This is a genomic window from Frigoribacterium sp. VKM Ac-2530 (assembly GCF_015350835.1).
Classification (GTDB): domain Bacteria; phylum Actinomycetota; class Actinomycetes; order Actinomycetales; family Microbacteriaceae; genus Frigoribacterium.
Genome location: NZ_JADKSE010000002.1, coordinates 610,441 through 632,322 on the forward strand (window position 1 = coordinate 610,441; position 21,882 = coordinate 632,322).

Here is a 21,882-nt window from a genome sequence, read left to right on the forward strand (position 1 = left end):
AGGTGGCAAGGTTTGACACATGACCGTAACGTGGCGGCCGATCCGCGCCTCCTGCACAGGTGGCCGGCGCCTCCTCGGCACCGCACGGGACCGACCCGTCCTCTGGTGGGCGGGCCGCACGACTGCTACTTTCGCCTCGTCACCGAACCAGGGGGTCCGGCGACGTCACCCCACGTCGGAGGCGCGCAGATGGCGATGATCGAGGCCTCGGGCCTGACGAAGACCTACCGCTCGAAGTCGGGCCCGGTGCACGCGCTGACCGGCTTCGACCTGACCGTGCCCGAGGGCACCGTCAAGGCGCTGCTGGGGCCGAACGGCGCCGGCAAGACGACCGTGGTCAAGATGCTGACGACGCTCGAGGTGCCCGACTCGGGCACGGCGCACATCGCCGGGATCGACGTGGTCGCCGACCCGCAGTCCACCCGCCGCACCATCGGGGTGTCGGGCCAGTACGCGGCCGTCGACGAGAACCTCACCGGCTTCGAGAACCTCGACATGATCGGTCGGCTCTACCACCTCGGCGCGAAGGTGTCGCGCGAGCGGGCCCGCGAGCTGATCGACGTGTTCGACCTCTCGGCCGCCGGCGACCGCCCGGTCAAGGGCTTCTCGGGCGGCATGCGCCGACGGATCGACCTCGCGGGCGCCCTCGTGACGAACCCGCGCGTGCTGTTCCTCGACGAGCCGACGACGGGGCTCGACCCCCGCAGCCGCCTCGCCCTCTGGGACATCATCACCTCCCTCGTCGCCGGCGGCACCACGGTGCTGCTGACGACCCAGTACCTGGAGGAGGCGGACCGGCTGGCCGACGACATCGCCGTCATCGACGGCGGGCGGGTCATCGCCGAGGGCACCGCCGACCACCTCAAGGCGCAGGTGGGCGGGCACCGCCTCGTCGTCGCGCTCGTCGACGAGGCCCGTGCGGACCAGGCGCTCGAGGTGCTTCGACGGCACGGCGACGCCGAGCCGACGCTCGGCAGCGACGGCCGACAGGTCGAGGTCGCCGTCACCGACGGCCCGACCGCGCTGCAGCGCACCCTGGCCGACCTCGGCGCCGCGGGCATCGAGCTGCACGACGCCGGCATGCGCCGTCCCACGCTCGACGACGTGTTCCTGCAGCTGACCGGGCGCAAGGCCGTCGACGACGACGACCCCGACACGGGCTCGGTCGCGACGAACAAGACGAGCAAGAAGGAGGCGCGGCGATGACCACGACGACGAGCGCGCTCGCGCAGACCCTCACGCCCGTGGGCCCCACGGGGCTCGGCACCTGGGCCTCCGACGGGTGGACCGTGACGAAGCGCAACCTGATCAAGGTCAAGCGCTCGCCCGACATGCTGATCTTCGCGGTGCTGCAGCCGATCATGTTCGTGCTGCTGTTCAGCCAGGTCTACGGCGGCGCGATCGCCGTGCAGGGCACCGACTACACGCAGTTCCTGATGGCGGGCATCTTCGCCCAGACCGTCGTCTTCGGCTCGACCTTCTCGGGCGCCGCGATGGCGCAGGACCTGAAGGAGGGCATCATCGACCGGTTCCGCACCCTCCCGATGAGCCCCTCGGCGGTGCTGATCGGCCGGACGAACAGCGACCTCGCCCTCAACTCGATCTCGATGGTCATCATGATGCTCACCGGGCTCGCGGTCGGCTGGCGGGTGAACACGCCGCCGCTGATGTTCCTCGGGGGCATCGCGCTGCTGCTGCTCTTCAGCTACTCGTTCAGCTGGGTGATGGCGCTGCTCGGCATGAGCGTCAAGACGCCCGAGACGATCAACAACGCGTCGTTCATGGTCCTGTTCCCCCTCACGTTCATCTCGAACGCCTTCGTCCCGAGCGACACCCTGCCGACGGTGCTGCGCGTCTTCGCCGAGTGGAACCCGGTGTCGTCGCTGGTGCAGGCCGCCCGCACGTCGTTCGGCAACCTCGGCGAGACCCCCGTGCCCGACATCTGGACGCTGCAGCACCCGTACGTCACCGTGCTCGTCGGCCTCGCGGTGATGCTCGTGGTGTTCGTGCCGCTGAGCATCCGCAAGTTCCAGCGGATCAGCTCGAAGTAGGGCACGGCCCGGCGATCAGCTCGGCACGGCCCGGCGGATCAGCTCCGGGCGGCGGCGACCTGCTCGCGCACGGCGTCGTCGAGCTGCTCGGTCGGCACGGTCACGACCGTGCCGATGACGAGCCGCATCAGGTCGGCCACCTGCACCTCGTCGCGTCGGTACAGCCACTGCAGCTGCAGGCCGTCCTGCACGGCCAGCACGACACGGGCCGCCGACTCGGCCGTGAACCCCTCCCGCAGCCAGCCGCGCGCCTCCGCGACGGCGAGGTACGCCGAAGTCGAGCCGATGATCCGGTCGTAGTGGTCGGCGTAGTAGTCGTGCGCCGGGTGGTCGCTCGACGTCGCCTCGGCCGACGCCGTGATGAACAGCGAGATGACGGCGGGCACGTCGACGTTGTACTCGGCGAGCGCGACCAGCTCGGCCAGGCGCATGCCGCCCTCGTCGTCGAAGTGCTGCCGGAGGCGCTCGTCGCGTCGACGGAGGACGGCCATGAGGAGCTCGTCCTTGGTCGCGAAGTAGTGCATCAGCGACTGGTGCGAGACGCCGCAGCTGCGGGCGATCTCGCGCAGCGAGGCCCCGTGGAAGCCGACCTTGCCGAACACCGGCAGGGCCGCCTCGAGGATCGCCTCGCGCTTGGCGACGCCCTTGCGGTAGCGGCCGGGCGGGGCGGGCGCGGGCGGCTGCTCGACGACGGACTCGTCCGAGGCGGCGGCAGGCTCGTCGAGTGCGGACATCGGGGCCAGCCTAAGGCGGGCCGCGGGCGATCGCACCGCCTCCGAGACCCCCATGAGCCGAGCGTAGGCTCGCCGCGTGAGGTGGTCGCTGCTGCGCATCCCGGCGTTCCGCGCCCTGTGGGTCGGACGCCTGCTGTCGTGGGTGGTCGGCGGCCTGGCCCCCCTGGCCCTGGTCTTCGCGGCCGTCGACCTCGGCGCGGACGCGACGCAGCTCGGCCTCGTCGTGGCGGCCCGTGCGGTGCCGAACGTCGTGCTCGTCCTCGTGGGCGGCGCCCTCGCGGACCGGCTGCCACGGCGCCTGGTGGCCACCGCCTCCTCGGTGGTCTCGGCCGCCTCCCTGGTCGCTGCGGGGGTGCTGCTGCTGACGGGGCGCGAGACCCTCGTGACGCTGGCCGTCGCGGCGGCCCTGACGGGCGCGGCCGCCGCGTTCTTCGGCCCCGCCTCGAGCGCGATGCTCCGCGACGTGCTCGTCGAGCCCCTCGTGCGCGACGGCACCGTGCTCGCGCGGATCAGCATGAACGTCGGCCTGATCGTCGGCACGGCCCTCGGCGGCGCGCTCGTCGGCGTCGCGGGGACGGGCAGCGCGCTGCTCGTCGGCGCCGGGCTGTCGGCGGCGGCGGCGCTGGCGTTCGGGCGCGTCCCGCGGTCGGTGACCGGCGCCTCCGGCTCGGGGTCGCTGCTGCACGACCTGGGCTCGGGGATCGGCTTCGTCGCGCGGTCGCCGTGGCTGCGAGCGACGCTGGCGCTCGCGTTCGTGCACCAGCTCAGCTTCGCGGGCGGGGTGCAGGTGATCGGGCCGCTCGTGGCGGACGAGTCGTTCGGCCGGGTGCTGTGGGGCTTCGCCGGGGCGGTGCAGACCCTCGGCCTCGTCGTCGGGGCCGTCTGGGCGGGCCGGCTGCGCGGGCGCCTGCGGCTCGCGGTCGCGTGCCTGGCGACGTCGGCGTTGGTGCTGCCCCTGGTGCTGCTCGCCGGCGCCCACGTGGACCAGCCGGAGGTGCTGGACGCGCCGTACGTCGACCCGCTGCACTGGGCGTTCTGGCTCTGCCTCGGCCTCTTCGTGTCGAGCGTCGGCCTCGAGCTGTTCACGGTGCCGCTCGACGTGGCGGTCCAGACCCTCGTGCCGCGCGCCTACCTCGGCCGGGTCTTCGGGGCGCTGACGCTCGCGACGCTGGCCGGCATCCCCGTGGGCGAGCTGGTGGTCGGGCCCCTCGCCGGCCGCTTCGGCACTCCGACGGCCCTGCTGGTCCTGGCCGGCCTGATCGCCGTCGTGGCCGTGGCGGTGGCCGTCAGTCCGCGGGTGCGCCGGATCGACGCACCCGCGGTCCTGTCAGCAGACGATCGGGTCGGCCACGGGCCGTCCGATCAGGAGCCGTTCGATCAGCGGTAGTCGCCGCGCGCGATCGCCTCGGCGTACTTGCGCACGTCCGGGCCGGGCTCGTAGTCGATGAAGCGGCCCTTGAGGCGCTCGTTCAGCGCGGCGAAGGCGGGCTCCCAGTCGTCGCCCTCGTGCTCGGCCGCGACCTCGCGGACGGCGTCCTGCAGCACGCGGTCGGCGTCGGTGAGCATCTTGTCGCGGGCTTCCTGGTTCCAGGTCACGTCGGTCAGATCTGCCATGGTGCTGTCCCCTACTTCTTCTTCGAGAGGGCCGACTCCTTGTGAGCCGCCTCCGCGTCGGTCTTGTCGCTCTTCACGATGAAGTACGGCTCGTCGCCCGAGGCCTTGAAGGTCTGGCCGTCGAACTGGAACTCCTTCACGCGCTTGTCCACCACGGTGCCGTGGGTCTCGCCCTGCGGCGTGTTCCACGTCACGTGGTCGCCCTTGCTGAACGTCATCGTGCCTCCTCAGGCTGTCGGATGCGCTGGACGGTACCCGCGCCTCCTCGGGCCTTCCCGGGCGGGGCACAGGCAGGGCGCGCCGGCGGGTCGGTCCGGCGGCGAGAGCCTGCGTGGCCGGCTGCGTGGCTGGCGGGGTCAGCCGCGCAGCGCATCGAGCGCGGCGGTCACGCGTCGCTCGCGGGTCGCGTCCGTCCTCGCGTCGGCGATCGGCAGCGTCAGGGCCTTCTGCCTGCTGGGCGACAGGGCGTCGAAGGAGGCGCGGAGAGCCTCGTCCCCGGCCCACGCCTCGGCGAGCGCGGCGGGCACCTCGACCACCCGGGGCTCCGTGTCGAGCGCCAGCGTCACCTCCACCTGCTGGCCGCCGACCAGCCCGGACGCCCGACGGTGCTCGGCGCTGAGCGACAGGAGGAGCTGGCCGCCCCTGCTGCCCACCGTGTTGCGGTACGTGTAGGGCGCGGTGGGGGCGTCGCCGGTGCCGTGCACCGTCACGACGACGGCCGGGCGCTTCCCGGCGCCGAGCACCGCGAGCTCCTCGGGCGGCACCACGAGTCCGGTGACGCCCGGGCGGGCCTCGAACACGACGGTGGGGAAGGTGACGGGAGCGACCGGGGTCGCCGTGTCTGCGGTGTCTGCGGTGTCGGTCATGGCACGAGGGTAGGCGGCAGGCCGCGCTGCGGGCAGGGCCCTTCGTCACGGACCCGGCCCGCGCCTCCTCGTCCCGGCGCGCGCCTCCTCGTCCCGGCCCGCGCCTCCTCGTCAGACGGAGATGCCGCCGTCGGTCGTGATCAGCTGGCCGGTGACCCAGCGACCCTCGGGCGACATCAGGAACCGGACGGTGCGCGAGACGTCCTCGGGGGTGCCGAGGCGACCCGTCGGCTGCATCGCGGTCAGCGTGCGGCGGGTGTCGTCGTCCATCCAGCCGGTGTCGACCGGTCCCGGGTTGACGGCGTTCGACGAGATGCCGAGGTGGGCCAGCTCGCGGGCGGCGGCGATCACGATGCGGTCGAGGGCGCCCTTGCTCGCGCCGTAGGGCAGGTTGTGCACGGTGTGGTCGCTCGTGAGCGCCACGACGCGGGCGCCGTCGGGCAGCTCGTCGAGGGGAGGCAGCTGCTCGGCGAGCGCCTTGATGCTCAGCCAGGCGGCGCGGGTGTTCACGGCGAAGTGCCGGTCGAAGGACTCGACGGAGGTGTCGAGGATCGACGAGTCCACGCCCTGCGAGTGCGACAGGACGAGGCCGGTGACGGGCCCGAGGTCGGCGTTCACCTGCGCGAGGAGACGGGCGGGGGTCGCGGCGTCGGAGAGGTCGGCCTGGTAGACGCGGGCTCGCCGCCCGAGGCCCTCGATCTCGGCGACCAGCTCGGAGAGGTCGCCCGGCCTGGCGCCCCAGCTCATGGAGTCGTCGTACGGGTCCCAGGTGGCGAGGGCGAGGTCCCAGCCGTCGGCGGCGAGGTCGCGGGCGACGGCCCGCCCGATGCTCTCGCGGCGTCCGGCGCCGGTCAGGAGGCAGGTCTTCATCGACATGGTGCCAGCGTAGGGGGCTGGCCGCCTCGCGCGACGTTCGCATGCTCATTCGCCCTCGCGCACGCCTCGCCTCGCCTCGCCTCGCTCCGATCGACGATCGAGTTGCCCCTTCCTGCTGCCTCATTCCGCGTAAGGCAGCAGAAAGGGGCAAGTCGCCCGCCCGCCGCTAGCGACTTCAGCGGGCGAGCTCGTCGCACGAGGTCACGGAGCGAGCGCGTCGAGCAGGGCGGCGAGCCGGTCGAGGTCACGCCCGACGGCCTCGACGTCGGCCGCGAAGTCCGCGTCGGAGGCGCCCGGCCGCCTGAAGAGGGTGAAGACCACTTCGCTGCCCCGGTCGTTGGCCAGCACGCGGAGGGGGTTGTGCACGACGGTGCCGTCGGGCAGCGTGACGTCGTGGTCGAGCACGCCGAGCTCGACGGGCCCGGTGAACGCCACCTCGACGACGCCCATCGGCGAGTCGGCGAGCCACCGCCCGGCCTCGTGCCGCACGCCGCTGCTGAGGCCCGCCGCCCACGACGGCAGCTGAGCCGGGTCGCCCGCGACCCGCGACACGGCAGCCACGTCGTGCTCGATCGGACGGGAGACGTGCACGGCGGGCCAGGTCATGCGGGGACGGTACCAGCGCGCCTGCCGCGGCGCCACGACGCTCGGGTCGCCCCTTCGCGGGTCTCTGGGCCCCGTCAGGCCCCACGACGTGGCAAGCCAGTCGTCCCTGCGGCGGGTGCGAGCGCGTTGAGCTCGTCGACCAGCCGGGCCATCCGGTCGACTCCGAGCCTGAGCACGAGGGACTCCGAGAACCAGTGTGCCCAGACGTCCTCGACGTCCCGCACGGTCACGGCCCCCTCTGCGAGGAGCACACGGGCCAGGTCGAGGGCCTCCGGCTCGTACTCGTCTGCCGGAGGCCCCTCCGGCGTGCCGGGCTCGAGACCGTACGGGTCGACCGCGGTGAGGACGGTCAGGACCGCCGCGACGGTCTGCCGGTAGCGGCGGGTCCTCTCCCTCATCCGACGATCATGCACCAGGGCGCAGGCTCGGCCAGGGCGCCGGACGGCCGAGAGGCCTGCAGACGGGCTCGACGCCTCAGTCGGAGCCGGCGCCGTCGGCCGGCTGCTCGCGGGTCCGGACGACCCGCAGCAGGAGCAGCACGGTGACGAGCCCCCCGAGGGAGCCTCCGAGGACGAGCCCGAGGCCGTCCGTCGGATCAGCCCGGGACCACCCCGCCAGTCCGACCGCCACTCCCACGGTCAGGAGGACCGTCGCGGAGAGCAGCACGACGACATGGACCTCGCCCGGAGAGCCCCGCCGCGCACCCGCCCTCGCGATGCCCCAGGCGCACGCCGCCACGACGACGACGCCGAGCGGGAGGCCGACCACGGCCGCCGCGGCCACGAGGAACGCCAGGCTCCAGAGAGCCGTGCTCGCCGGTTCCCCGGGAGCCGACTGCGGCAGGCCCTCGCCCGCGAGGGAGCACGTCATCGCGAGGGCGCCGGAGAGGGCCCCCCGAACAGGCCGGCTCGCCAGGTCTGGCCCCAGGTGATCCGCGCGGTCCGCCGCGGCGAGCGACGCCTCCTACTCACCGGCGGCCCGCCGAGAGAGCCAGCGGGGCCAGCGGGCACGGCGTGCAGCTCGTCGAGCGCGGCGGGCGGCGTCCCGGTGCGCCTCCAGGTGAGCACGGCGCGCACGGTCCATGATCTCGTCCCCTCGGGTCCGGCGCGTCCGATCGGGTCCGCCCGCCGAGAACAGGCCCGCGCCTCCCCCGATGGCCAGGCCGCCGGTGAGGACGACGAAGAGGGGGTGTCCTCTGCCTCCGCCGTCCCAGTCCCCCCGCAGCCAGAGCGATGTGGTCCACAGACCGACGATGACCAGGGCGACCCCCAGGACGACGACGACGACGCCCGACACACGCCATCTCCGCACGCTGCGACCCTAGTGCCCGCGCCGTGCCTGCCAGCGGTTGACGAAGAACACCACGATGCCGACCGCGGCCAGCGCGAGGCCCACGACCAGCCACGCGGTGTCGTCGCCGGGGCTGCGCCCGAGCGCCGCCCGGACGACGAGGACCAACCCGACCACGACCGCCACCCAGGGCAGGACGTCGCGCAGGGGGTTGAACCTCAGGCGTCGGAACCGCCTCGGGACCGGCTTCTCGCCGTCGGTGCTCTCGCTCATGCCCGCCAGGATGCCAGGCGGGCCGGACCGGCGAACAGGAGGCGCGGGTCAGCGGCCACGGCGCGGGCGGCTGCGGCCGGTGCCGCGCTGCGGCCCGCCGCGACCACCGGGCGGCGTCTTCTTCTGGCCGGGCCCCGAGCCGCGACCGCCGGCCGCGCCCTTGCCGCCCGCGGCGCCGCCCTTGCCGGGACCCTTCGCCTTGGCGGCGGGCGCCTCCTGCGCGTCGTCGTCGCGCCTCCTCGACCGGCTGCTGTTGCGGGTGCGCCCGCGGACGACCCCGATGAAGTCGTCGATGTCGTCGTCGAGCTCGCCGATCGGCCAGACGAGCGCGATCGTCGTCGGCGGCACGTCGGAGAGGAACCGGTGCGTCACGCCCGAGCGTCCGTGCAGCCGGGCGAGCGACTGCGGCATCACGGCGACGCCGGAGCCGGTCGCGACCACCTCGATCGCCTGCGCCTCGTCGAGGGCCGGGTCGAGGTCGTGCCGCACCTCGCCGGAGAGGTCGGCCAGCGAGAGCTCGTCGTCCTTGCCCGCGGCGGCCAGCGGGTGCTCCTTGCCGAAGCAGACGACGGCGCGCTCCTCGTAGAGCGCGATGGACGAGAAGTCGTCGCCGAGCGCCAGCGGCAGCCGGGCCAGCACCATGTCGACGCGGTCGTCGCCGCGGAGCACGTCGAGCACGTCTCCGGTCGCGTCGCCGCTGACCTCGACGACGTCGAGGGGCAGGTCCGCGCGCCGCTCCTCCCACAGCCGCGACCACTTCGAGAGGGTCACGCCGGGCACGAAGCCGATGCGGAAGGAGGCGCGGCTCGGCTCGGTCGTCATCGCGCCAGGCTACCGGGCGGCCTGCGTCCCCCGGCCCGTGGCCCGTGCCCCCGCCCGCGGCGGGTGCCCGCGTCGCCCGTCCACAGGCGTGGGCGGCGGCCCCGGCTCCCGCCCGGCCGGGCGGTACCCTTGCGGGATGACCTCGGAGACCCCCAGCGGCAAGAGCCCGCAGACCCTCAAGCCCTTCACGGCCGCGAAGAAGCTCGGGGTGCACCTGCCGGCGACCCCCGAGTCGTTCCAGGCCAGCCCCGTCACCCGCGAGGAGTTCGCCGAGCTGACCGCGAACCCGCCCGAGTGGCTCGCCGAGCTGCGTCGCACCGGCCCGCACCCGCGCCCGGTCGTCGCGCAGAAGCTCGGCGTCACGATCTCGGGCCTCGCCCGTGCCGGCGTCGACGACGCGCTCACCACCGACCAGATCCACGCCCTCCTCGAGGAGATGCCGCAGTGGCTGGTCACCGAGCGCGCCAACCTCGCCGAGGTGCGCGACGAAGAGCTGCGCGTCAAGGAGCGCGACGCCGGCCGTGCCGTGCTGCGCGCCGAGCGCGAGGCCGCCGAGCAGGCCGAGCAGGAGCGCCGCGGCCTCTGACGGCCTGCGGCCCCCTGCCCGGCCCGGCCCCGACTCCGGGCCGGGCCGGGCCGCACCGTCCGCTCCGGTCCCTGGTCTCGCCGGGGCAGTAACGTCTGCTCCATGTCCTTCAACGACGACACCCGCATCGACAGCAGCAAGGTCAAGCGCGCGGGCCGCGGCCGCACGACCGGCATCGCCGCAGGCGGGGTCGGCATCGTCGGCGTCATCGTCGTCGCGCTGATCAGCCAGTTCACCGGCGTCGACCTCTCCGGACTCGTCGGCGGTGCGCAGGTCGGCCCGGCACAGCAGATCGAGGGCGAGTCGCTCGAGGGCTGCTCGACGGGCGCCGACGCGAACGCGAGCATCGACTGCCGCATGGCGGGGGCCGCCGACTCGCTCGACACCTACTGGGCCTCGGCCGCCCCCGAGGTGGGCATCCAGGGCTACGCGAGCCCCGAGTTCTTCCTCTTCACCTCCTCCGTCGACACGGGCTGCGGGGGCGCCACCAGCGCCACCGGGCCCTTCTACTGCCCGCCCGACCGCGCGCTCTACGTCGACACCGACTTCTTCGACCAGCTGCGCGAGCAGTTCGGCGCCTCGGCCGGGCCCCTCGCCCAGATGTACGTCGTCGGACACGAGTGGGGCCACCACGTGCAGCAGCTCAGCGGTGCCTTCGACCGCGCCGACCGCAGCCAGACGGGCCCCGGCTCCGACACGATCCGCCTCGAGGTGCAGGCCGACTGCTACGCCGGCGCCTGGGTGGGCTCCGCGACGACGATCCAGAACGAGTACGGCGAGACGTTCCTCGAGCCCGTGACGCGCGAGCAGGTCGCCGACGCGCTCGACGCCGCCGCCGCGGTCGGAGACGACCGGATCCAGGAGGCGTCGGGCGGCCGGGTGGACCCCGACACCTGGACCCACGGCTCCGCCGAGCAGCGCACGAAGTGGTTCGAGGCTGGCCGCGCCGGCGGCCCGACGGCCTGCGACACCTTCAGCGTGCCGACGAGCGAGCTCTAGCCGGACCGAGCGCCGCTCGGTGGCGCCGGTGCTGCCCCGGGCCGCCCCGCGAGCGCAGGCAGAACTCCCAGCCCGTTCCCGACCCGCCGCGCCTCCGCAGGAGCAGACTCGGCTCACGTCGCGAGGAGGCACGCCATGGTCAAGACAGGCAGAGCAGTGGAGTACGACCGGTACGGGGACATCGACGAGCTGCACTTCGTCCCGCAGCAGCTGCCGGTCCCGGCCGACGACGAGGTCGTCGTCGAGGTCGTGTGCGCCGGGCTGAACCACATCGAGAACTTCACCCGCGCGGGCGACTTCCAGGACCGCCTCCCGCAGACGTTCCCGGCCCACCAGGGCTCGTGCTTCGCGGGCATCGTCAAGAAGCGCGGCTCCGCGGTGCGCGACCTCGCGGTCGGCGCCGAGGTGATCGGCCACGCCGTCGGCGGCGGCGCCCACGCCACGTGGATCACCGTCCCGGCGACCGCGGTCGTCCGCAAGCCGAGCAGCGTCTCGTGGGAGGTCGCGGGCGGGCTCTACCTCGCCGGCGCCACCGCGTACGACATCGTCCGCTCGCTGCACCTCGGCGAGGGCGACGTCGTCGTCATCACGGCCGCGGCGGGCGGCGTCGGCCACATCGAGTGCCAGCTCGCGCTGGCCGCCGGAGCCAAGGTGATCGGCACCTGCAGCCCCGGCAACCACGACTACCTGCGCCAGATCGGCGTCACCCCCGTCGACTACGGCGAGGGCCTCCAGGAGCGCATCGAGAAGGCCGCGGGCCGGCCGGTCACGGCGTTCATCGACAACTTCGGCGGCGACAACCCGGCGCTCAGCACCGAGCTCGGCGTGCCCGAGTCGCGCTTCAGCTCGAGCGAGCACCGGTTGGACGTCGAGATCCGGTTCATCACCGCCGAGCGCGGCGACACCGAGCCGTCGATGATCCTGGCGGCGCTCGCGAAGCTGATCGCCGACAACAAGGTGCGGGTGCTGATATCGGGCTTCTACCCGTTCGACAACATCGCGCAGGCCTACGAGGACCTCGCCGAGCACCACTCCCGCGGCAAGGTCGTCGTCGGCATGCAGCCCGTCGAGACCGGCGCCCGCTCGCACTGGTACCTGTCGGCGAAGGCCCGCACGCTCGCCGAGCAGCGCGGCTAGGGCCGGTTCACTGCGCCGAGTGGTCAGTTGTGGTCCTTCACCGGGCCCTGACGGACAGGAACTGACCACTCGACGCTGGCCTGCGGGCCGGGGAGCAGGGAGCCAGGGAGCTAAGGGCGGCGCAGCAGTGCGCCGGGGGCGCGCACCGTCGCGGCCGCGACCCGCATCGCGTCCGTGAGGGCCGCCTCCCAGTCGACGCTCCCCGGGTCCGCCGACCGCGCCAGCGACGACGCCACCACGGAGGCGAACGTCGCGTCGCCCGCGCCCATCGTGTCGACGACGTCGCCGTCCAGCGACGCGATGCCCTGCCGCAGCGGCGCGTGCCCGGCGAGCGTCAGGCTGGCCCCGTCGGAGCCGCGCGTCGCGAGCACTCCCCCGGCGCCCGCCGCGAGCAGCGCCTCCTGCCACTCGTCGAGCGTGCCTCCCGCGACCAGCGCCGCGTCGTCCTCGCCGATCTTGACCAGCAAGGAGGCGGCGGCCGCCCGGGCGAAGCCGGTCGCGAAGGCCTCGGGGTCGCGCAGGAACCCGGGGCGCGGGTTCGGGTCGACGACGAGCCGCGGCGGCTCCGCGCCCACGGCGGCGAGCAGTCGCTCGGTCAGCCGGGCGTCGTCGAACGGGTACGAGCTGACGGCCACGAGCGGCGCGGCCGCGATCGCGGCGAGCTGCGCCTCGCCGAAGTCGAGTCCCCGGGCGACGGCCGCGTCGCTGAAGGCGTAGGTCGGCTCGCCGTCGACGCGCTCGCTCACCGCTCGGCCGGTGCCGAGCGGGTTGGTCGTTGCGACGAGCTCGACGCCGTGGTCGGCCAGGTACGAGCGGATCGACGCCCCGTCGGCGTCGTCGCCGACCGAGGCGAGCAGCGTGGTGGCGACGCCGAGCCGGGCGAGCCCGACGGCGACGTTGAGGCCGGCTCCGCCGACATGGTCGTCCGATCCGAGGGGGGTGCGCAGCTCGTCGATGAGGGCGTCGCCGATGACGACGACGCGGCGTGCAGAGTGGTCCATGTCGACACCCTACGGGCGGCTCGGGCGGGCGCGGGCCGTCGGCGCACCGGGCGAGCGCACCCCGCCGCCGCACCGGCCTCCCGTCGCGCCGGCCCTCGCCCCTCGCTCACCCGGGTCGGGCGCCGCACTACGCTGGCGCGGTGACTGACTACGCTCTGGCCGTCGACGTCGGCGGCACCAAGGTCGAGGCCGCGCTCGTCGCGGCCGACGGCGTCCTCTCCCCCGGCAGCCGCGACCGCCGCCCCACCGGCCACGACTCGACGAGCGACCAGCTGGCCGACGCCGTCCGAAACGTCGTCCGCCACGCGCTCGCGGCGCTCGGCGACGACGACGTGCTCGTCGGCGCCGGCATCGGCAGCGCGGGCCCGGTCGACCTCGTCGAGGGCACCGTCTCGCCGATCAACCTGCCGTCCTGGCGCGGCTTCCCGCTGCGGGCACTCGTCGTCGAGCTGCTGGCGGAGGCCGGCGAAGCGCCCGACCGCAGCACCGGCACCGACGCCGTCGACCTCCCCGTCACCCTCCGTCTCGACGGCGTGAGCCTCGCCCTCGCCGAGCACTGGGTCGGCGCCACGCAGGGCGTCGACAACGCCGTCGCCATCACCGTCTCGACGGGCGTCGGCGGCGGGCTGATCGTGAACGGCCGCCTCCTCTCGGGGGGCACCGGCAACGCCGGCCACATCGGCCAGATCCAGATCGCCGACCGTCCCGCCGGCGAGAACGCCTGGGCCGCCACCCTCGAGGTCATCGCCTCGGGCCCCAACGTCGTGCGCTGGGCGCAGCAGCAGGGCTGGCAGGGCGAGCGCGGCGAGGACCTCGCCGCCGGCTACGTCGCCGGCGACGAGATCGCCGTCGCGGCCGTGCGCCGCTCGGCGAACGCCGTCGGCGAGGCCATCTCGTCGGTGACGACGCTGCTCGACCTCGACGTCGCCGCGATCGGCGGGGGCTTCTCGCGCGTCAGCGACGACTACCTCGACCTGGTCAGGGCCACCGTCGAGGAGGCGCCCGTCAACGGCTACGCCCGTCGCGTCCGCGTCGTCCGCTCCGGCCTCAGCGACGAGAGCCCGCTCGTCGGGGCCGCCGCCCTCGTCTGGCAGGCCGACCTGCTCGGCTGAGCCCGCGCCTCCTGCGGCTCCGTCCGGGTCCGGACGACACCGGTGTGAGAACGGTTCCCGTCAGGAGCCCGTGTCGGCGGCCTTGCCTAGGCTGGAGACATCCCCACGACGACGTCGGGATCCCGCGCGCCCGCACCCGGGTGCGCACGACCCGCCACCACACGGAGGTATCTCCATGCCCACCACCGTCCCCGTCATCCAGACCCCCTCGGCCGGCGCGCCCTTCGAGCGCTCGACCATCCAGCTGCGCGACGTCGGCCCGAACGACGTCCAGATCGACATCGCCTTCGCCGGCGTCTGCCACAGCGACATCCACCAGGCCCGCGAGGAGTGGGGCAAGGCCATCTTCCCGATGGTCCCCGGCCACGAGATCGCCGGCGTCGTCACCCAGGTCGGCTCCGACGTGTCGAAGCACAAGGTCGGCGACCGCGTCGGCATCGGCTGCTTCGTCGACAGCTGCCGTGAGTGCGAGAACTGCCTCGCGGGCGAGCAGCAGTTCTGCGTCAAGGGCAACGTGCCCACCTACAACGGCCGCCAGTACTCGGGCGAAGAGACCTACGGCGGCTACGCCAAGCAGATCGTCGCCGACGAGAACTACGTGCTGTCGATCCCCGAGGGCATCGCGCTCGACGAGGCCGCGCCGCTGCTCTGCGCCGGCATCACGACCTACTCGCCCCTCAAGCACTGGGGCGCCGGCCCCGGTAAGAAGGTCGCCGTCGTCGGCATGGGCGGCCTCGGCCACATGGCCGTCAAGATCGCGCACGCCATGGGCGCCGAGGTCACCGTCATCAGCCAGACGCTCTCCAAGCAGGAGGACGGCCTGAAGCTCGGCGCCGACCACTACTACGCGTCGAGCGACCCGGCCACGTTCAAGCAGCTCCGCAGCTCGTTCGACCTGATCATCAACACGATCTCGGCCGACATGGACATCGACGCCTACGCCCGCACCCTGCGCCTCAACGGCACGATGGTGTTCGTCGGCCTGCCCGAGAACCCGCAGTCGTTCGGGGCCGGCTCGCTCATCGGCGGTCGCCGCAGCCTCGCCGGCTCGAACATCGGCGGCATCCCCGAGACGCAGGAGATGCTCGACTTCTGCGCCGAGCACCACATCGGCGCCGAGATCGAGACGATCAGCGCCGACGACATCGACGACGCCTACGAGCGCGTCGTCGGCAGCAAGGTCCGCTACCGCTTCGTGATCGACACGGCCACGATCTAGCGCCTGCACGACGAAGGCCCCCTCCCGCACCGGGAGGGGGCCTTCGTCGTCTGTGGCGCACGGATGCGTGGGTCGGTTCCCCGACGGACCACCCCGAACCAACGTGGAAGGGACGAGACGACGCGGGGCCCCGCGTCGTCTTGTCCCTTTCGCGTCGGTGAGCGCCGATCCGGCCAGCCGGCCAGGTCGACGACGCAGCCCCGAGGAGGCGCAGGTCGCCTACCGCGGGTCGGCGGGCGTGTTGAAGCGGTGCAGCCAGCCGGCGAACTCGCCGAGCTCGTCGTCGGTCCAGCCCTCCACGTGGCTGCGGAACACGGCGCGGTTCTCGTGCCGCACCTCCAGCATGCGGGCCTCGGCGCGGTCGGTGCTGCCGAGCGTCATCACGCGGCCGTCGGCGGCGTCGGGAACGACGTCGACGAACCCCGCCTCGCGCAGCAGCGCGACCTGGCGGCTCACGGCGCTCTTGTCGAGGGCCATCGCCTTGACGATGTCGCCGGCGGTGCAGGGCTGGTGCTTCATCACGTAGCGGAGCACGTAGAACGCGGTGGGAGGCACGTCCGGGTCGAACCGCGACGCCGCCGCGGCGATCGTCCGCTTGGCCTCGACCATCATGGAGCCGATCTCGTCGACGACGCTCGCCATCAGGCCCTCGCGTCCGTCGTCGTCCGGGCTGGCCAGGCGCGGCGCTGTGACGCCGACCGGGCGCGGTGCGTCGAGCACCGCGCCCGCGGGCGTGCCGTCATCGGTCGGCTGCGACATCCTTCTCCTCGACCAGGGACGAGAACACCGGGCTCTCGGCCAGTTCGTCGTCCGACACGGGGTGGCCCGCCACCTCGGCGGCACCGGTGGCGATGATCGTGTCGATGGTACCGGTGCCCGTCGTGGCGTGGGAGTGGTGGCGTCGCCCGGCCGCGGCCGGGGCCGTGCGCGTGTCCGCCTCCGTGCCCGCAGGGTCGACGACGGGCTCGTCGTCGCCCTGGTCGACGGGCGACGTGGGGGCAGGCGTCGAGGCGCCGTCGGTCGTGGCGGCCGGTGCGCTCGACACGGACGGGGCGAGCCCTGCCGTGGCCGCGACGCCCTTCTCGACCGCCGAGGCGTCGTCAGGCGCGGCAGCAGCCGCACCGGCCCCAGCAGCACCGGAACCAGCCGTCGCACCAGCACCAGCACCAGCACCAGCACCAGCACCGTCACCCGACGCGGCAGCCCGCTGGATGCCGGTCTTCGTGCCGAGCTCGACGTTCGGCAGCAGGCAGACGAACACGATGGTGATGACGGCGAGCGGCGCCGCGATGAGGAACACGTCGGCGACGCCCTGGCCGTAGGCCGACTCGATGATGGTGCGGATCGGGCCGGGAACGGTGCTGAGGTCGGGGATGCTCGTCGAGCCGCCGCTGCCGAGGGCGCTGGGGTCGACGCCGGCGTCCGTGAGGCCGTCGGTGATGTAACCGGAGACCTTGGTGCCGAGCACGGCCCCCATCACCGAGACGCCGATGGTGCCGCCGAGGCTGCGGAAGAACGCGACGCTCGAGGAGGCGGCGCCCACGACGCTGACGTCGACCGAGTTCTGCACGACGAGCACGAGGTTCTGCATCACCATGCCGATGCCGAGGCCCATCATCGCCATGAAGACGGAGACGATCGCGAAGTTCGTGTCGTACTCGATGGTCGACATGAGGAACAGGCCGGCCGCCAGCAGGACCGAGCCGACGATCATGTAGGGCTTCCACTTGCCGTACTTCGAGATCAGCGCGCCGGCGACCATCGACGAGATGAGCAGGCCGAGCACCATCGGCAGGGTCAGGATGCCCGCCATGGTGGGCGACTGGCCGCGGGCCAGCTGCATGTACTGGCCGAGGAACACGCTGGTGCCGAACATCGCGACGCCCACGCTGAGCGAGGCGACGACCGCGAAGGTGAAGGTGCGGTTCTTGAAGAGCGTGAGGGGGATGATCGGCTCCTTCGAGCGGAACTCCACGACGACGGCCAGCGCGAGCAGCACGGCTGCGCCGACGCCCATCAGCCAGCTGGTGGTCGAGTTCCAGTCGAACTGCTTGCCGCCGAGCGACACCCAGACGAGCAGCAGCGAGACGCCGCCGGCGATCAGGCCGGCGCCCCAGTAGTCGACGACGACGGCCTTCTTGGGCTTCGGGGGCAGGTGCAGGGTGCGCTGGATGACGATGAGCGCGGCGACGCCGACGGGCACGCCGACGAAGAAGTTCCAGCGCCAGCCGATCGAGTCGGTCAGGACGCCGCCGAGCAGCGGGCCGCCGATGGTGCCGACGCTCATCACGGCGCCGAGGTATCCCATGTACCGGCCGCGCTCACGCGGGCTGATGATGTCGCTCATGACGACCTGCACCAGGGCGGTGAGGCCGCCGGCGCCGAGGCCCTGGAACACGCGGAACGTGATCAGCGTCGCGGTGTTCTGCGAGAACCCGGCCGCGACCGACGCGAGCACGAAGAGCACGAGCGCCACCTGCAGCAGCACCTTGCGGTTCGTGAGGTCGGAGAACTTGCCCCACAGCGGCGTGCTGACGGTGGTCGCGAGCAGCGTCGCCGTGATGACCCAGGTGTACGAGGTCTGGCTGCCGTTCAGGTCACTGACGATGCGCGGCAGCGAGGTGGACACGACGGTCGACGAGAGGATCGCCACGAGCATGCCCATCAGCAGGCCCGACAGGGCCGTGAGGACTTCGCGGTGGCTCATGCCGGGCGCTTCGCCCGGTTCGTGCGGCGCGGCGGGCTTCGTGCCCGCGCCCGCGGCGGCGGTGGTGGTGGTCTGCGACAAGGTCGGCTCCGTGGTGACTCTGAGATGTGGGGGCCCGGACGTCGTCGGCCAGGTAGTTGTAGAACCACAACCATACGCCTCAGTTGACGATCCGCAACCATTTCCGTGCAGATCGCGCACTTTTCTTTCGGAGCGGCCACACGGAGGAGGCGCGGTGCCCGACGAACGGACACCGCGCCTCCTGCACTCACCAGCGCTGGGCTAGCGGACTTCTTCCGGTCTCTTCTGCCGGAACATCTCGGCGGGCTGGTCCGGGCCCTTCCAGACGCCGACGATGCCCCAGGCGACGGCCGTCAGCGGCACGGCGATCACGGCGCCGACGATGCCGCCGAGCACGGTGCCCGCGGTCAGCGCGACGAGGATGACGAGGCCGTGCAGGCGCAGCGTGTGGCCCATCAGCACGGGCTGCAGCAGGTTGCCCTCGAGCTGGTTGACGAGCACGACGACGGCGATGACCCAGATGGCGTCGATCGGCCCGTTGGCGACGAGGGCCACGAGCGCCGCGAGGATGCCGGCCGCGGTCGCGCCGACGAGCGGGATGAACGCGGTGAGGAACACGACGACGGCCAGCGGCAGCGCGAGGGGCACGCCGATGATCCAGAGGCCCAGGCCGATGCCGATCGCGTCGACGGCGGCGACGGTGGCCGTGCCGCGCACGTACCCGCCGAGGGTCTGCACGGTCTTGTCGCCGATGCGGCGGGCACGGGCGTACTGCTGGCCGCGGAACGGACGGAGCATGAACTCCCAGATCGCGGGCCCGTCCTTGAGGAAGAAGAACAGCACCACGATCATCAGCACGAGGCCCGTGGCGAAGCTGCCCACGGCGCTCGCGCCGGCGAGGGCGCCCGAGCCGAAGGAGGCGCTGGTCACGAAGTTCACGACGGTGTCGCGGACGTCCTCGATCTGCTGGTCGGTGATCGAGAACGGCAGCGTCGTGATGAAGTCCTGCAGCTGGCCGATGCCCTTCTCGGCCGACGAGACGAGCGACGAGGCCTGGTTCTCGACCGCCCAGACGACGAGCCAGCCGACGAGGCCGAGCACGGCGAGGATGCCGAACAGGGCGATCAGCGTCGCGACCAGCGAGGGCACGCGGTGCTTGCGCAGGAACGACACCACGGGGTGCATCGCGGACGCGAAGATGAGGGCGAGCAGCACCGGGATGGTGACGAGGCTCAGGGTCTTGAACGAGTAGATCAGGCCGGCGGCGACCACCACGACCACGATGATCTGGATCGAGCGCGTGGCGAGGCGGCCGAACGGGTCGCCCCACTGGTTGGCCTGGGTGGCGACTGCCTGCGCGGCGTCGGCCGTCGCGTCGCCCTCGCGGCTGCGGAATATGGCCACGTGGTGTCCTCTTCGTCTCGGTGCGCCGGTCTCGGCGGCACGGGTCGTCGACCCCAGCGGTCGACCGCACCCATCGAACCGCGTCAGCGTGCCCGAGGGCCGGATCTCGCCCGGCGTGCCCCGCCCGATCCGCCGCCCGTCAGCCCCGCGCGCAGCGAGAACGGGTCGCGGCGCCACCAGCGGACGAACGGCACCCCGTCCCGTCCGTGCACCGCGAACGACCGGACGGCGCGCGTGCTGCGGAGCCACTGCCGACCGCCCCGCGCGAAGGGGCGGGCCGAGATCGCCGCGACGACGTCGCGGCGCCACACGATGCGCCCCGGCCGCCCGAGCACGAGGTCGCCGAGGTGCACCGCGAGGTCCATGTCGTCGTGCAGCCCGATGTCGCGGCGGTGCACCTCGTCGCGCACCGCCTCCCAGGCCGAGCGCCGCATCATCATCGTCGAGCCGAAGAGCGGCCAGTGCGCGAGGCCGGCCCCGACGAGCACGTGGTACGCCCCGACGTAGCCGAGCGAGAGGATCCGCTGCAGGCCCACGGGGGCGTCGTAGAAGCGGGCGCCGGTGCTCACCGCGACGGCCTCGGGCCGCTCGGCGAAGGTGCGCGAGAGCTCCTCCACCCAGGTGCGCGGCAGCACGCTGTCGGCGTCGCAGCGCCCCACGAGGTCGCCGAGCGCGCCGTCGTAGCCGGTCGAGGCCGCGGCGGCGATGCCGACGACGGGCTGGTGCAGCACGCGGGCGCCCGCGGCCAGGGCGACGGCCACGCTGTCGTCCGAGCTGCCGTTGTCGACGACGACGACCTCGTCGGGCAGCACGGTCTGGCGGGCCAGCGACCGCAGGCAGACCTCGAGGTGACGTGCGTCGTCACGGACCGGGATCACGACGGAGACACGCACGGCCCCATCCTGCCCGCCTACCCTGGGCGCCATGAGCACCTCCGTCGTCGTCGTGTCCGACACCCACGTCCCGCAGAAGGCGAAGGCCGTGCCCGCCGCCGTCTGGAGCGCGGTCGAGAGGGCGGACGTCGTCGTCCACGCGGGCGACTGGACCGGCGTGCCGCTGCTCGACGAGCTCGAGGCCAGGGCGCGCCTCCTCGTCGCTGTCTGGGGCAACAACGACGGCGACGCCCTGCGCGCCCGCCTGCCCGAGGTGGCCCGGACGACGATCGACGGGGTCCGCCTCGCCGTGGTCCACGAGACAGGACAGAAGGAGGGGCGCGAGGCCCGGATGGACCGCGCCTTCCCCGAGACCGACCTGCTCCTCTTCGGACACAGCCACATCCCGTGGGACACGACCACCCCGGCCGGCCTGCGGCTGCTGAACCCCGGCTCGCCGACCGACCGCCGGCGCCAGCCGAGGGCCACCTACCTCACGCTCACGCTCGACGCCGGGTCGGTGCGTGACGTCACCCTTCACGAGCTGCCGCTGCGCACCGACGCGCTCGACGGGGTGCTGCCGCACCCCCGGATGACGACCTAGCCGGCGGGGGTCTCGGCCGGCGCCTCCTCGGCGGGGGCCTCGGTCGACGTGGGCGCGGGCGTCGCGGTCGCGGCGTCCGCGTAGCTGTTGCCCGCAGCGGTCACGACGAAGTTGCGGAACTCCTCGTTGGTGAACGGCTGGCTGAACTCGTACTGCTGGCCGTTGACGAGCACGGTGGGGGTGCCGCGGAACGACTGGACGTTGCTGTTGGGCAGGGGACCGTCGAGCGCCCGCTCGGTGGCGGCGCCCACCCACGACGCGAACTCCTGGTCGTCGATGCACTGGGTGATCTGCGACGCCGACGTGACCCCGTCGACGCCGGTCGCGATCTCGGCCAGGCGGGCGTCGTCGAGACCCCGTGTGCCCTCTTCCGGCTGGTTCTCGAACATCGCCGTGTTGAAGTCGAAGAACGAGTTCGGCGAGTAGTTCGCGACGCACGCCGCCGCGTTGGCGGCACGGTTCGAGTACTTCGTGCCGAGGGAGCTGTTGGTGAGGATCGCCACCGGGTGGTACTCGACCGTGGCCGCGCCCGACGAGACGAGGCCGGCGATGTACTCGTTGTTCGCCTGCTCGAAGCCGCCGCAGATCGGGCACAGGTAGTCGAGGTAGATCACGATGTCGACGGTGTCGGACGACGCGGTCGTCTCGGTGGCCGTGGGCTCGTCGTCGGCACCGAGGGCCGGGGTCGTCTCGGCCACGAAGTCCTGGCCGATGCGGATGCCGTCGCTGGCCATGTTGGCGGGGCCGGGGCCCGCGGGACGGATGCTGTTGGTGATCACGACGACGACGGCCACGACGATGGCGAGCACCACGACGACGAGGCCGCCCTGCAGCAGCCACCGGCTCGTCTTCTGGCGCCGCTTCTGCTTCTTGCGGGCGAGCTGGGCGCGCTCACGGGCGGCTGCGCGGCGCTGGTTCTTGGTCGCGTTCTTGCTCAGCGGCTCGGAGCCTGAGGGGCCGATGTCAGTCATGGAACGGTTCTCCGATGCGCGACGAGGTCGCGGTCGCGTCGTAGGGGGCTGAACGGGCCCGAGGAGGTGGAGGGCCCGGTCGATGGTACGAGCGCGGACTGGGAAAAGTCCAAACAA

Annotated in this window: 26 protein-coding genes; 9 read left to right on the forward strand and 17 right to left on the reverse strand. The window is 73.0% G+C overall.

Annotated elements, in window-relative coordinates:
- Positions 1–189 precede the first annotated feature (189 nt).
- Together ITJ48_RS11750 and ITJ48_RS11755 are read left to right on the forward strand one after the other, a co-directional pair.
- A complete protein-coding gene (locus ITJ48_RS11750; RefSeq protein WP_194613810.1) occupies positions 190–1,206 on the forward strand; it encodes an ATP-binding cassette domain-containing protein in 1,017 nt (338 codons plus the stop codon).
- Positions 1,203–2,051, forward strand: a complete 849-nt coding sequence (locus tag ITJ48_RS11755; protein ID WP_194613811.1) for an ABC transporter permease — start codon at positions 1,203–1,205, stop codon at positions 2,049–2,051. Before ITJ48_RS11750 ends, ITJ48_RS11755 begins: the two co-directional genes overlap by 4 nt.
- A 38-nt stretch (positions 2,052–2,089) precedes the next feature.
- Here the strand turns inward: ITJ48_RS11755 and ITJ48_RS11760 are convergent, their stop codons facing one another.
- Positions 2,090–2,785: a TetR/AcrR family transcriptional regulator gene (locus ITJ48_RS11760; RefSeq protein ID WP_194613812.1), complete on the reverse strand. Its 696-nt coding sequence runs from the start codon at positions 2,783–2,785 to the stop codon at positions 2,090–2,092.
- 76 nt (positions 2,786–2,861) lie between these two features.
- On the opposite strand from ITJ48_RS11760, the gene ITJ48_RS11765 reads away from it, so the two are divergent.
- Positions 2,862–4,172 (forward strand): MFS transporter, encoded by a 1,311-nt coding sequence (locus ITJ48_RS11765; RefSeq protein ID WP_194613813.1) that lies wholly within the window; start codon positions 2,862–2,864, stop codon positions 4,170–4,172.
- On the opposite strand, the gene ITJ48_RS11770 is transcribed toward ITJ48_RS11765, so the two are convergent.
- The 10 genes from ITJ48_RS11770 to ITJ48_RS11815 form a co-directional block, all read right to left on the reverse strand.
- Positions 4,163–4,399 carry a hypothetical protein gene (locus tag ITJ48_RS11770; RefSeq protein WP_123547884.1) on the reverse strand — a complete coding sequence of 79 codons (237 nt, stop codon included), beginning with the start codon at positions 4,397–4,399 and terminating at the stop codon, positions 4,163–4,165. The genes ITJ48_RS11765 and ITJ48_RS11770 overlap by 10 nt on opposite strands.
- Positions 4,400–4,410: 11 nt before the next feature.
- Positions 4,411–4,617 carry a DUF2945 domain-containing protein gene (locus ITJ48_RS11775; RefSeq protein WP_123547883.1) on the reverse strand — a complete coding sequence of 69 codons (207 nt, stop codon included), beginning with the start codon at positions 4,615–4,617 and terminating at the stop codon, positions 4,411–4,413.
- Between the two features lie 138 nt (positions 4,618–4,755).
- On the reverse strand, positions 4,756–5,265 hold the full coding sequence (locus ITJ48_RS11780; RefSeq protein ID WP_194613814.1) for a YdeI/OmpD-associated family protein: 510 nt from the start codon (positions 5,263–5,265) through the stop codon (positions 4,756–4,758).
- 111 nt (positions 5,266–5,376) lie between these two features.
- Positions 5,377–6,141: an SDR family oxidoreductase gene (locus ITJ48_RS11785; protein ID WP_228506881.1), complete on the reverse strand. Its 765-nt coding sequence runs from the start codon at positions 6,139–6,141 to the stop codon at positions 5,377–5,379.
- Between the two features lie 201 nt (positions 6,142–6,342).
- Positions 6,343–6,747: an SRPBCC family protein gene (locus ITJ48_RS11790; protein WP_194613815.1), complete on the reverse strand. Its 405-nt coding sequence runs from the start codon at positions 6,745–6,747 to the stop codon at positions 6,343–6,345.
- 74 nt (positions 6,748–6,821) lie between these two features.
- Positions 6,822–7,145, reverse strand: coding sequence for a hypothetical protein (locus ITJ48_RS11795; RefSeq protein ID WP_194613816.1), 324 nt, complete (start codon positions 7,143–7,145; stop codon positions 6,822–6,824).
- A gap of 76 nt (positions 7,146–7,221) precedes the next feature.
- On the reverse strand, positions 7,222–7,617 hold the full coding sequence (locus ITJ48_RS11800) for a hypothetical protein (protein ID WP_194613817.1): 396 nt from the start codon (positions 7,615–7,617) through the stop codon (positions 7,222–7,224).
- 93 nt (positions 7,618–7,710) lie between these two features.
- Entirely contained in the window at positions 7,711–8,058 is a 348-nt protein-coding gene (locus ITJ48_RS11805) for a hypothetical protein (protein WP_194613818.1), read from the reverse strand.
- 9 nt (positions 8,059–8,067) lie between these two features.
- The gene (locus ITJ48_RS11810; RefSeq protein WP_194613819.1) at positions 8,068–8,310 is read right to left on the reverse strand and encodes a hypothetical protein; all 243 of its coding nucleotides are present in this window, start codon (positions 8,308–8,310) and stop codon (positions 8,068–8,070) included.
- 48 nt (positions 8,311–8,358) lie between these two features.
- On the reverse strand, positions 8,359–9,132 hold the full coding sequence (locus tag ITJ48_RS11815; RefSeq protein ID WP_194613820.1) for a LysR family transcriptional regulator substrate-binding protein: 774 nt from the start codon (positions 9,130–9,132) through the stop codon (positions 8,359–8,361).
- Positions 9,133–9,268: 136 nt separating this feature from the next.
- On the opposite strand from ITJ48_RS11815, the gene ITJ48_RS11820 reads away from it, so the two are divergent.
- The 3 genes from ITJ48_RS11820 to ITJ48_RS11830 all read left to right on the forward strand — a co-directional run bounded on the left by ITJ48_RS11820 (position 9,269) and on the right by ITJ48_RS11830 (position 11,854).
- On the forward strand, positions 9,269–9,718 hold the full coding sequence (locus ITJ48_RS11820) for a DUF5997 family protein (protein WP_123547879.1): 450 nt from the start codon (positions 9,269–9,271) through the stop codon (positions 9,716–9,718).
- A gap of 102 nt (positions 9,719–9,820) precedes the next feature.
- The gene (locus tag ITJ48_RS11825) at positions 9,821–10,717 is read left to right on the forward strand and encodes a neutral zinc metallopeptidase (protein ID WP_194613821.1); all 897 of its coding nucleotides are present in this window, start codon (positions 9,821–9,823) and stop codon (positions 10,715–10,717) included.
- A 135-nt stretch (positions 10,718–10,852) separates the two neighbouring features.
- Positions 10,853–11,854: an NADP-dependent oxidoreductase gene (locus tag ITJ48_RS11830; protein ID WP_194613822.1), complete on the forward strand. Its 1,002-nt coding sequence runs from the start codon at positions 10,853–10,855 to the stop codon at positions 11,852–11,854.
- Between the two features lie 110 nt (positions 11,855–11,964).
- Here ITJ48_RS11830 and ITJ48_RS11835 read toward each other — a convergent pair whose 3' ends face one another.
- Positions 11,965–12,855 carry a carbohydrate kinase family protein gene (locus ITJ48_RS11835; protein WP_194613823.1) on the reverse strand — a complete coding sequence of 297 codons (891 nt, stop codon included), beginning with the start codon at positions 12,853–12,855 and terminating at the stop codon, positions 11,965–11,967.
- A 140-nt stretch (positions 12,856–12,995) separates the two neighbouring features.
- On the opposite strand from ITJ48_RS11835, the gene ITJ48_RS11840 reads away from it, so the two are divergent.
- Positions 12,996–13,967 (forward strand): ROK family protein, encoded by a 972-nt coding sequence (locus tag ITJ48_RS11840; RefSeq protein WP_194613824.1) that lies wholly within the window; start codon positions 12,996–12,998, stop codon positions 13,965–13,967.
- A 175-nt stretch (positions 13,968–14,142) separates the two neighbouring features.
- Complete coding sequence (locus ITJ48_RS11845) at positions 14,143–15,186, forward strand: NAD(P)-dependent alcohol dehydrogenase (RefSeq protein ID WP_194613825.1); 1,044 nt, start codon at positions 14,143–14,145, stop codon at positions 15,184–15,186.
- A gap of 219 nt (positions 15,187–15,405) precedes the next feature.
- Here the strand turns inward: ITJ48_RS11845 and ITJ48_RS11850 are convergent, their stop codons facing one another.
- The 4 genes from ITJ48_RS11850 to ITJ48_RS11865 all read right to left on the reverse strand — a co-directional run bounded on the left by ITJ48_RS11850 (position 15,406) and on the right by ITJ48_RS11865 (position 20,211).
- The gene (locus ITJ48_RS11850) at positions 15,406–15,945 is read right to left on the reverse strand and encodes a MarR family winged helix-turn-helix transcriptional regulator (RefSeq protein ID WP_192040888.1); all 540 of its coding nucleotides are present in this window, start codon (positions 15,943–15,945) and stop codon (positions 15,406–15,408) included.
- Positions 15,926–17,974 carry an MDR family MFS transporter gene (locus ITJ48_RS11855; protein ID WP_370544904.1) on the reverse strand — a complete coding sequence of 683 codons (2,049 nt, stop codon included), beginning with the start codon at positions 17,972–17,974 and terminating at the stop codon, positions 15,926–15,928. Before ITJ48_RS11855 ends, ITJ48_RS11850 begins: the two co-directional genes overlap by 20 nt.
- 201 nt (positions 17,975–18,175) lie before the next feature.
- Positions 18,176–19,318, reverse strand: a complete 1,143-nt coding sequence (locus ITJ48_RS11860) for an AI-2E family transporter (RefSeq protein ID WP_194613826.1) — start codon at positions 19,316–19,318, stop codon at positions 18,176–18,178.
- A gap of 83 nt (positions 19,319–19,401) precedes the next feature.
- Positions 19,402–20,211: a glycosyltransferase family 2 protein gene (locus tag ITJ48_RS11865; protein WP_370544905.1), complete on the reverse strand. Its 810-nt coding sequence runs from the start codon at positions 20,209–20,211 to the stop codon at positions 19,402–19,404.
- A 31-nt stretch (positions 20,212–20,242) separates the two neighbouring features.
- On the opposite strand from ITJ48_RS11865, the gene ITJ48_RS11870 reads away from it, so the two are divergent.
- Positions 20,243–20,794 (forward strand): metallophosphoesterase, encoded by a 552-nt coding sequence (locus ITJ48_RS11870; RefSeq protein WP_194613828.1) that lies wholly within the window; start codon positions 20,243–20,245, stop codon positions 20,792–20,794.
- Here ITJ48_RS11870 and ITJ48_RS11875 read toward each other — a convergent pair.
- Positions 20,791–21,765: a thioredoxin domain-containing protein gene (locus tag ITJ48_RS11875; RefSeq protein WP_194613829.1), complete on the reverse strand. Its 975-nt coding sequence runs from the start codon at positions 21,763–21,765 to the stop codon at positions 20,791–20,793. The two genes, ITJ48_RS11870 and ITJ48_RS11875, sit on opposite strands and share 4 nt — an antisense overlap.
- Positions 21,766–21,882 lie beyond the last annotated feature (117 nt).

What these genes read in the sequence shown, in the direction of transcription:
- ITJ48_RS11750 (WP_194613810.1), top strand. Translation starts at nt 190, where the DNA reads ATGGCGATGATCGAGGCCTCGGGCCTGACGAAGACCTACCGCTCGAAG.
- ITJ48_RS11755 (WP_194613811.1), top strand. Translation starts at nt 1,203, where the DNA reads ATGACCACGACGACGAGCGCGCTCGCGCAGACCCTCACGCCCGTGGGC.
- ITJ48_RS11760 (WP_194613812.1), bottom strand. Translation starts at nt 2,785, where the DNA reads ATGTCCGCACTCGACGAGCCTGCCGCCGCCTCGGACGAGTCCGTCGTC.
- ITJ48_RS11770 (WP_123547884.1), bottom strand. Translation starts at nt 4,399, where the DNA reads ATGGCAGATCTGACCGACGTGACCTGGAACCAGGAAGCCCGCGACAAG.
- ITJ48_RS11775 (WP_123547883.1), bottom strand. Translation starts at nt 4,617, where the DNA reads ATGACGTTCAGCAAGGGCGACCACGTGACGTGGAACACGCCGCAGGGC.
- ITJ48_RS11780 (WP_194613814.1), bottom strand. Translation starts at nt 5,265, where the DNA reads ATGACCGACACCGCAGACACCGCAGACACGGCGACCCCGGTCGCTCCC.
- ITJ48_RS11785 (WP_228506881.1), bottom strand. Translation starts at nt 6,141, where the DNA reads ATGTCGATGAAGACCTGCCTCCTGACCGGCGCCGGACGCCGCGAGAGC.
- ITJ48_RS11790 (WP_194613815.1), bottom strand. Translation starts at nt 6,747, where the DNA reads ATGACCTGGCCCGCCGTGCACGTCTCCCGTCCGATCGAGCACGACGTG.
- ITJ48_RS11795 (WP_194613816.1), bottom strand. Translation starts at nt 7,145, where the DNA reads ATGAGGGAGAGGACCCGCCGCTACCGGCAGACCGTCGCGGCGGTCCTG.
- ITJ48_RS11800 (WP_194613817.1), bottom strand. Translation starts at nt 7,617, where the DNA reads ATGACGTGCTCCCTCGCGGGCGAGGGCCTGCCGCAGTCGGCTCCCGGG.
- ITJ48_RS11810 (WP_194613819.1), bottom strand. Translation starts at nt 8,310, where the DNA reads ATGAGCGAGAGCACCGACGGCGAGAAGCCGGTCCCGAGGCGGTTCCGA.
- ITJ48_RS11815 (WP_194613820.1), bottom strand. Translation starts at nt 9,132, where the DNA reads ATGACGACCGAGCCGAGCCGCGCCTCCTTCCGCATCGGCTTCGTGCCC.
- ITJ48_RS11820 (WP_123547879.1), top strand. Translation starts at nt 9,269, where the DNA reads ATGACCTCGGAGACCCCCAGCGGCAAGAGCCCGCAGACCCTCAAGCCC.
- ITJ48_RS11825 (WP_194613821.1), top strand. Translation starts at nt 9,821, where the DNA reads ATGTCCTTCAACGACGACACCCGCATCGACAGCAGCAAGGTCAAGCGC.
- ITJ48_RS11830 (WP_194613822.1), top strand. Translation starts at nt 10,853, where the DNA reads ATGGTCAAGACAGGCAGAGCAGTGGAGTACGACCGGTACGGGGACATC.
- ITJ48_RS11835 (WP_194613823.1), bottom strand. Translation starts at nt 12,855, where the DNA reads ATGGACCACTCTGCACGCCGCGTCGTCGTCATCGGCGACGCCCTCATC.
- ITJ48_RS11845 (WP_194613825.1), top strand. Translation starts at nt 14,143, where the DNA reads ATGCCCACCACCGTCCCCGTCATCCAGACCCCCTCGGCCGGCGCGCCC.
- ITJ48_RS11850 (WP_192040888.1), bottom strand. Translation starts at nt 15,945, where the DNA reads ATGTCGCAGCCGACCGATGACGGCACGCCCGCGGGCGCGGTGCTCGAC.
- ITJ48_RS11870 (WP_194613828.1), top strand. Translation starts at nt 20,243, where the DNA reads ATGAGCACCTCCGTCGTCGTCGTGTCCGACACCCACGTCCCGCAGAAG.
- ITJ48_RS11875 (WP_194613829.1), bottom strand. Translation starts at nt 21,765, where the DNA reads ATGACTGACATCGGCCCCTCAGGCTCCGAGCCGCTGAGCAAGAACGCG.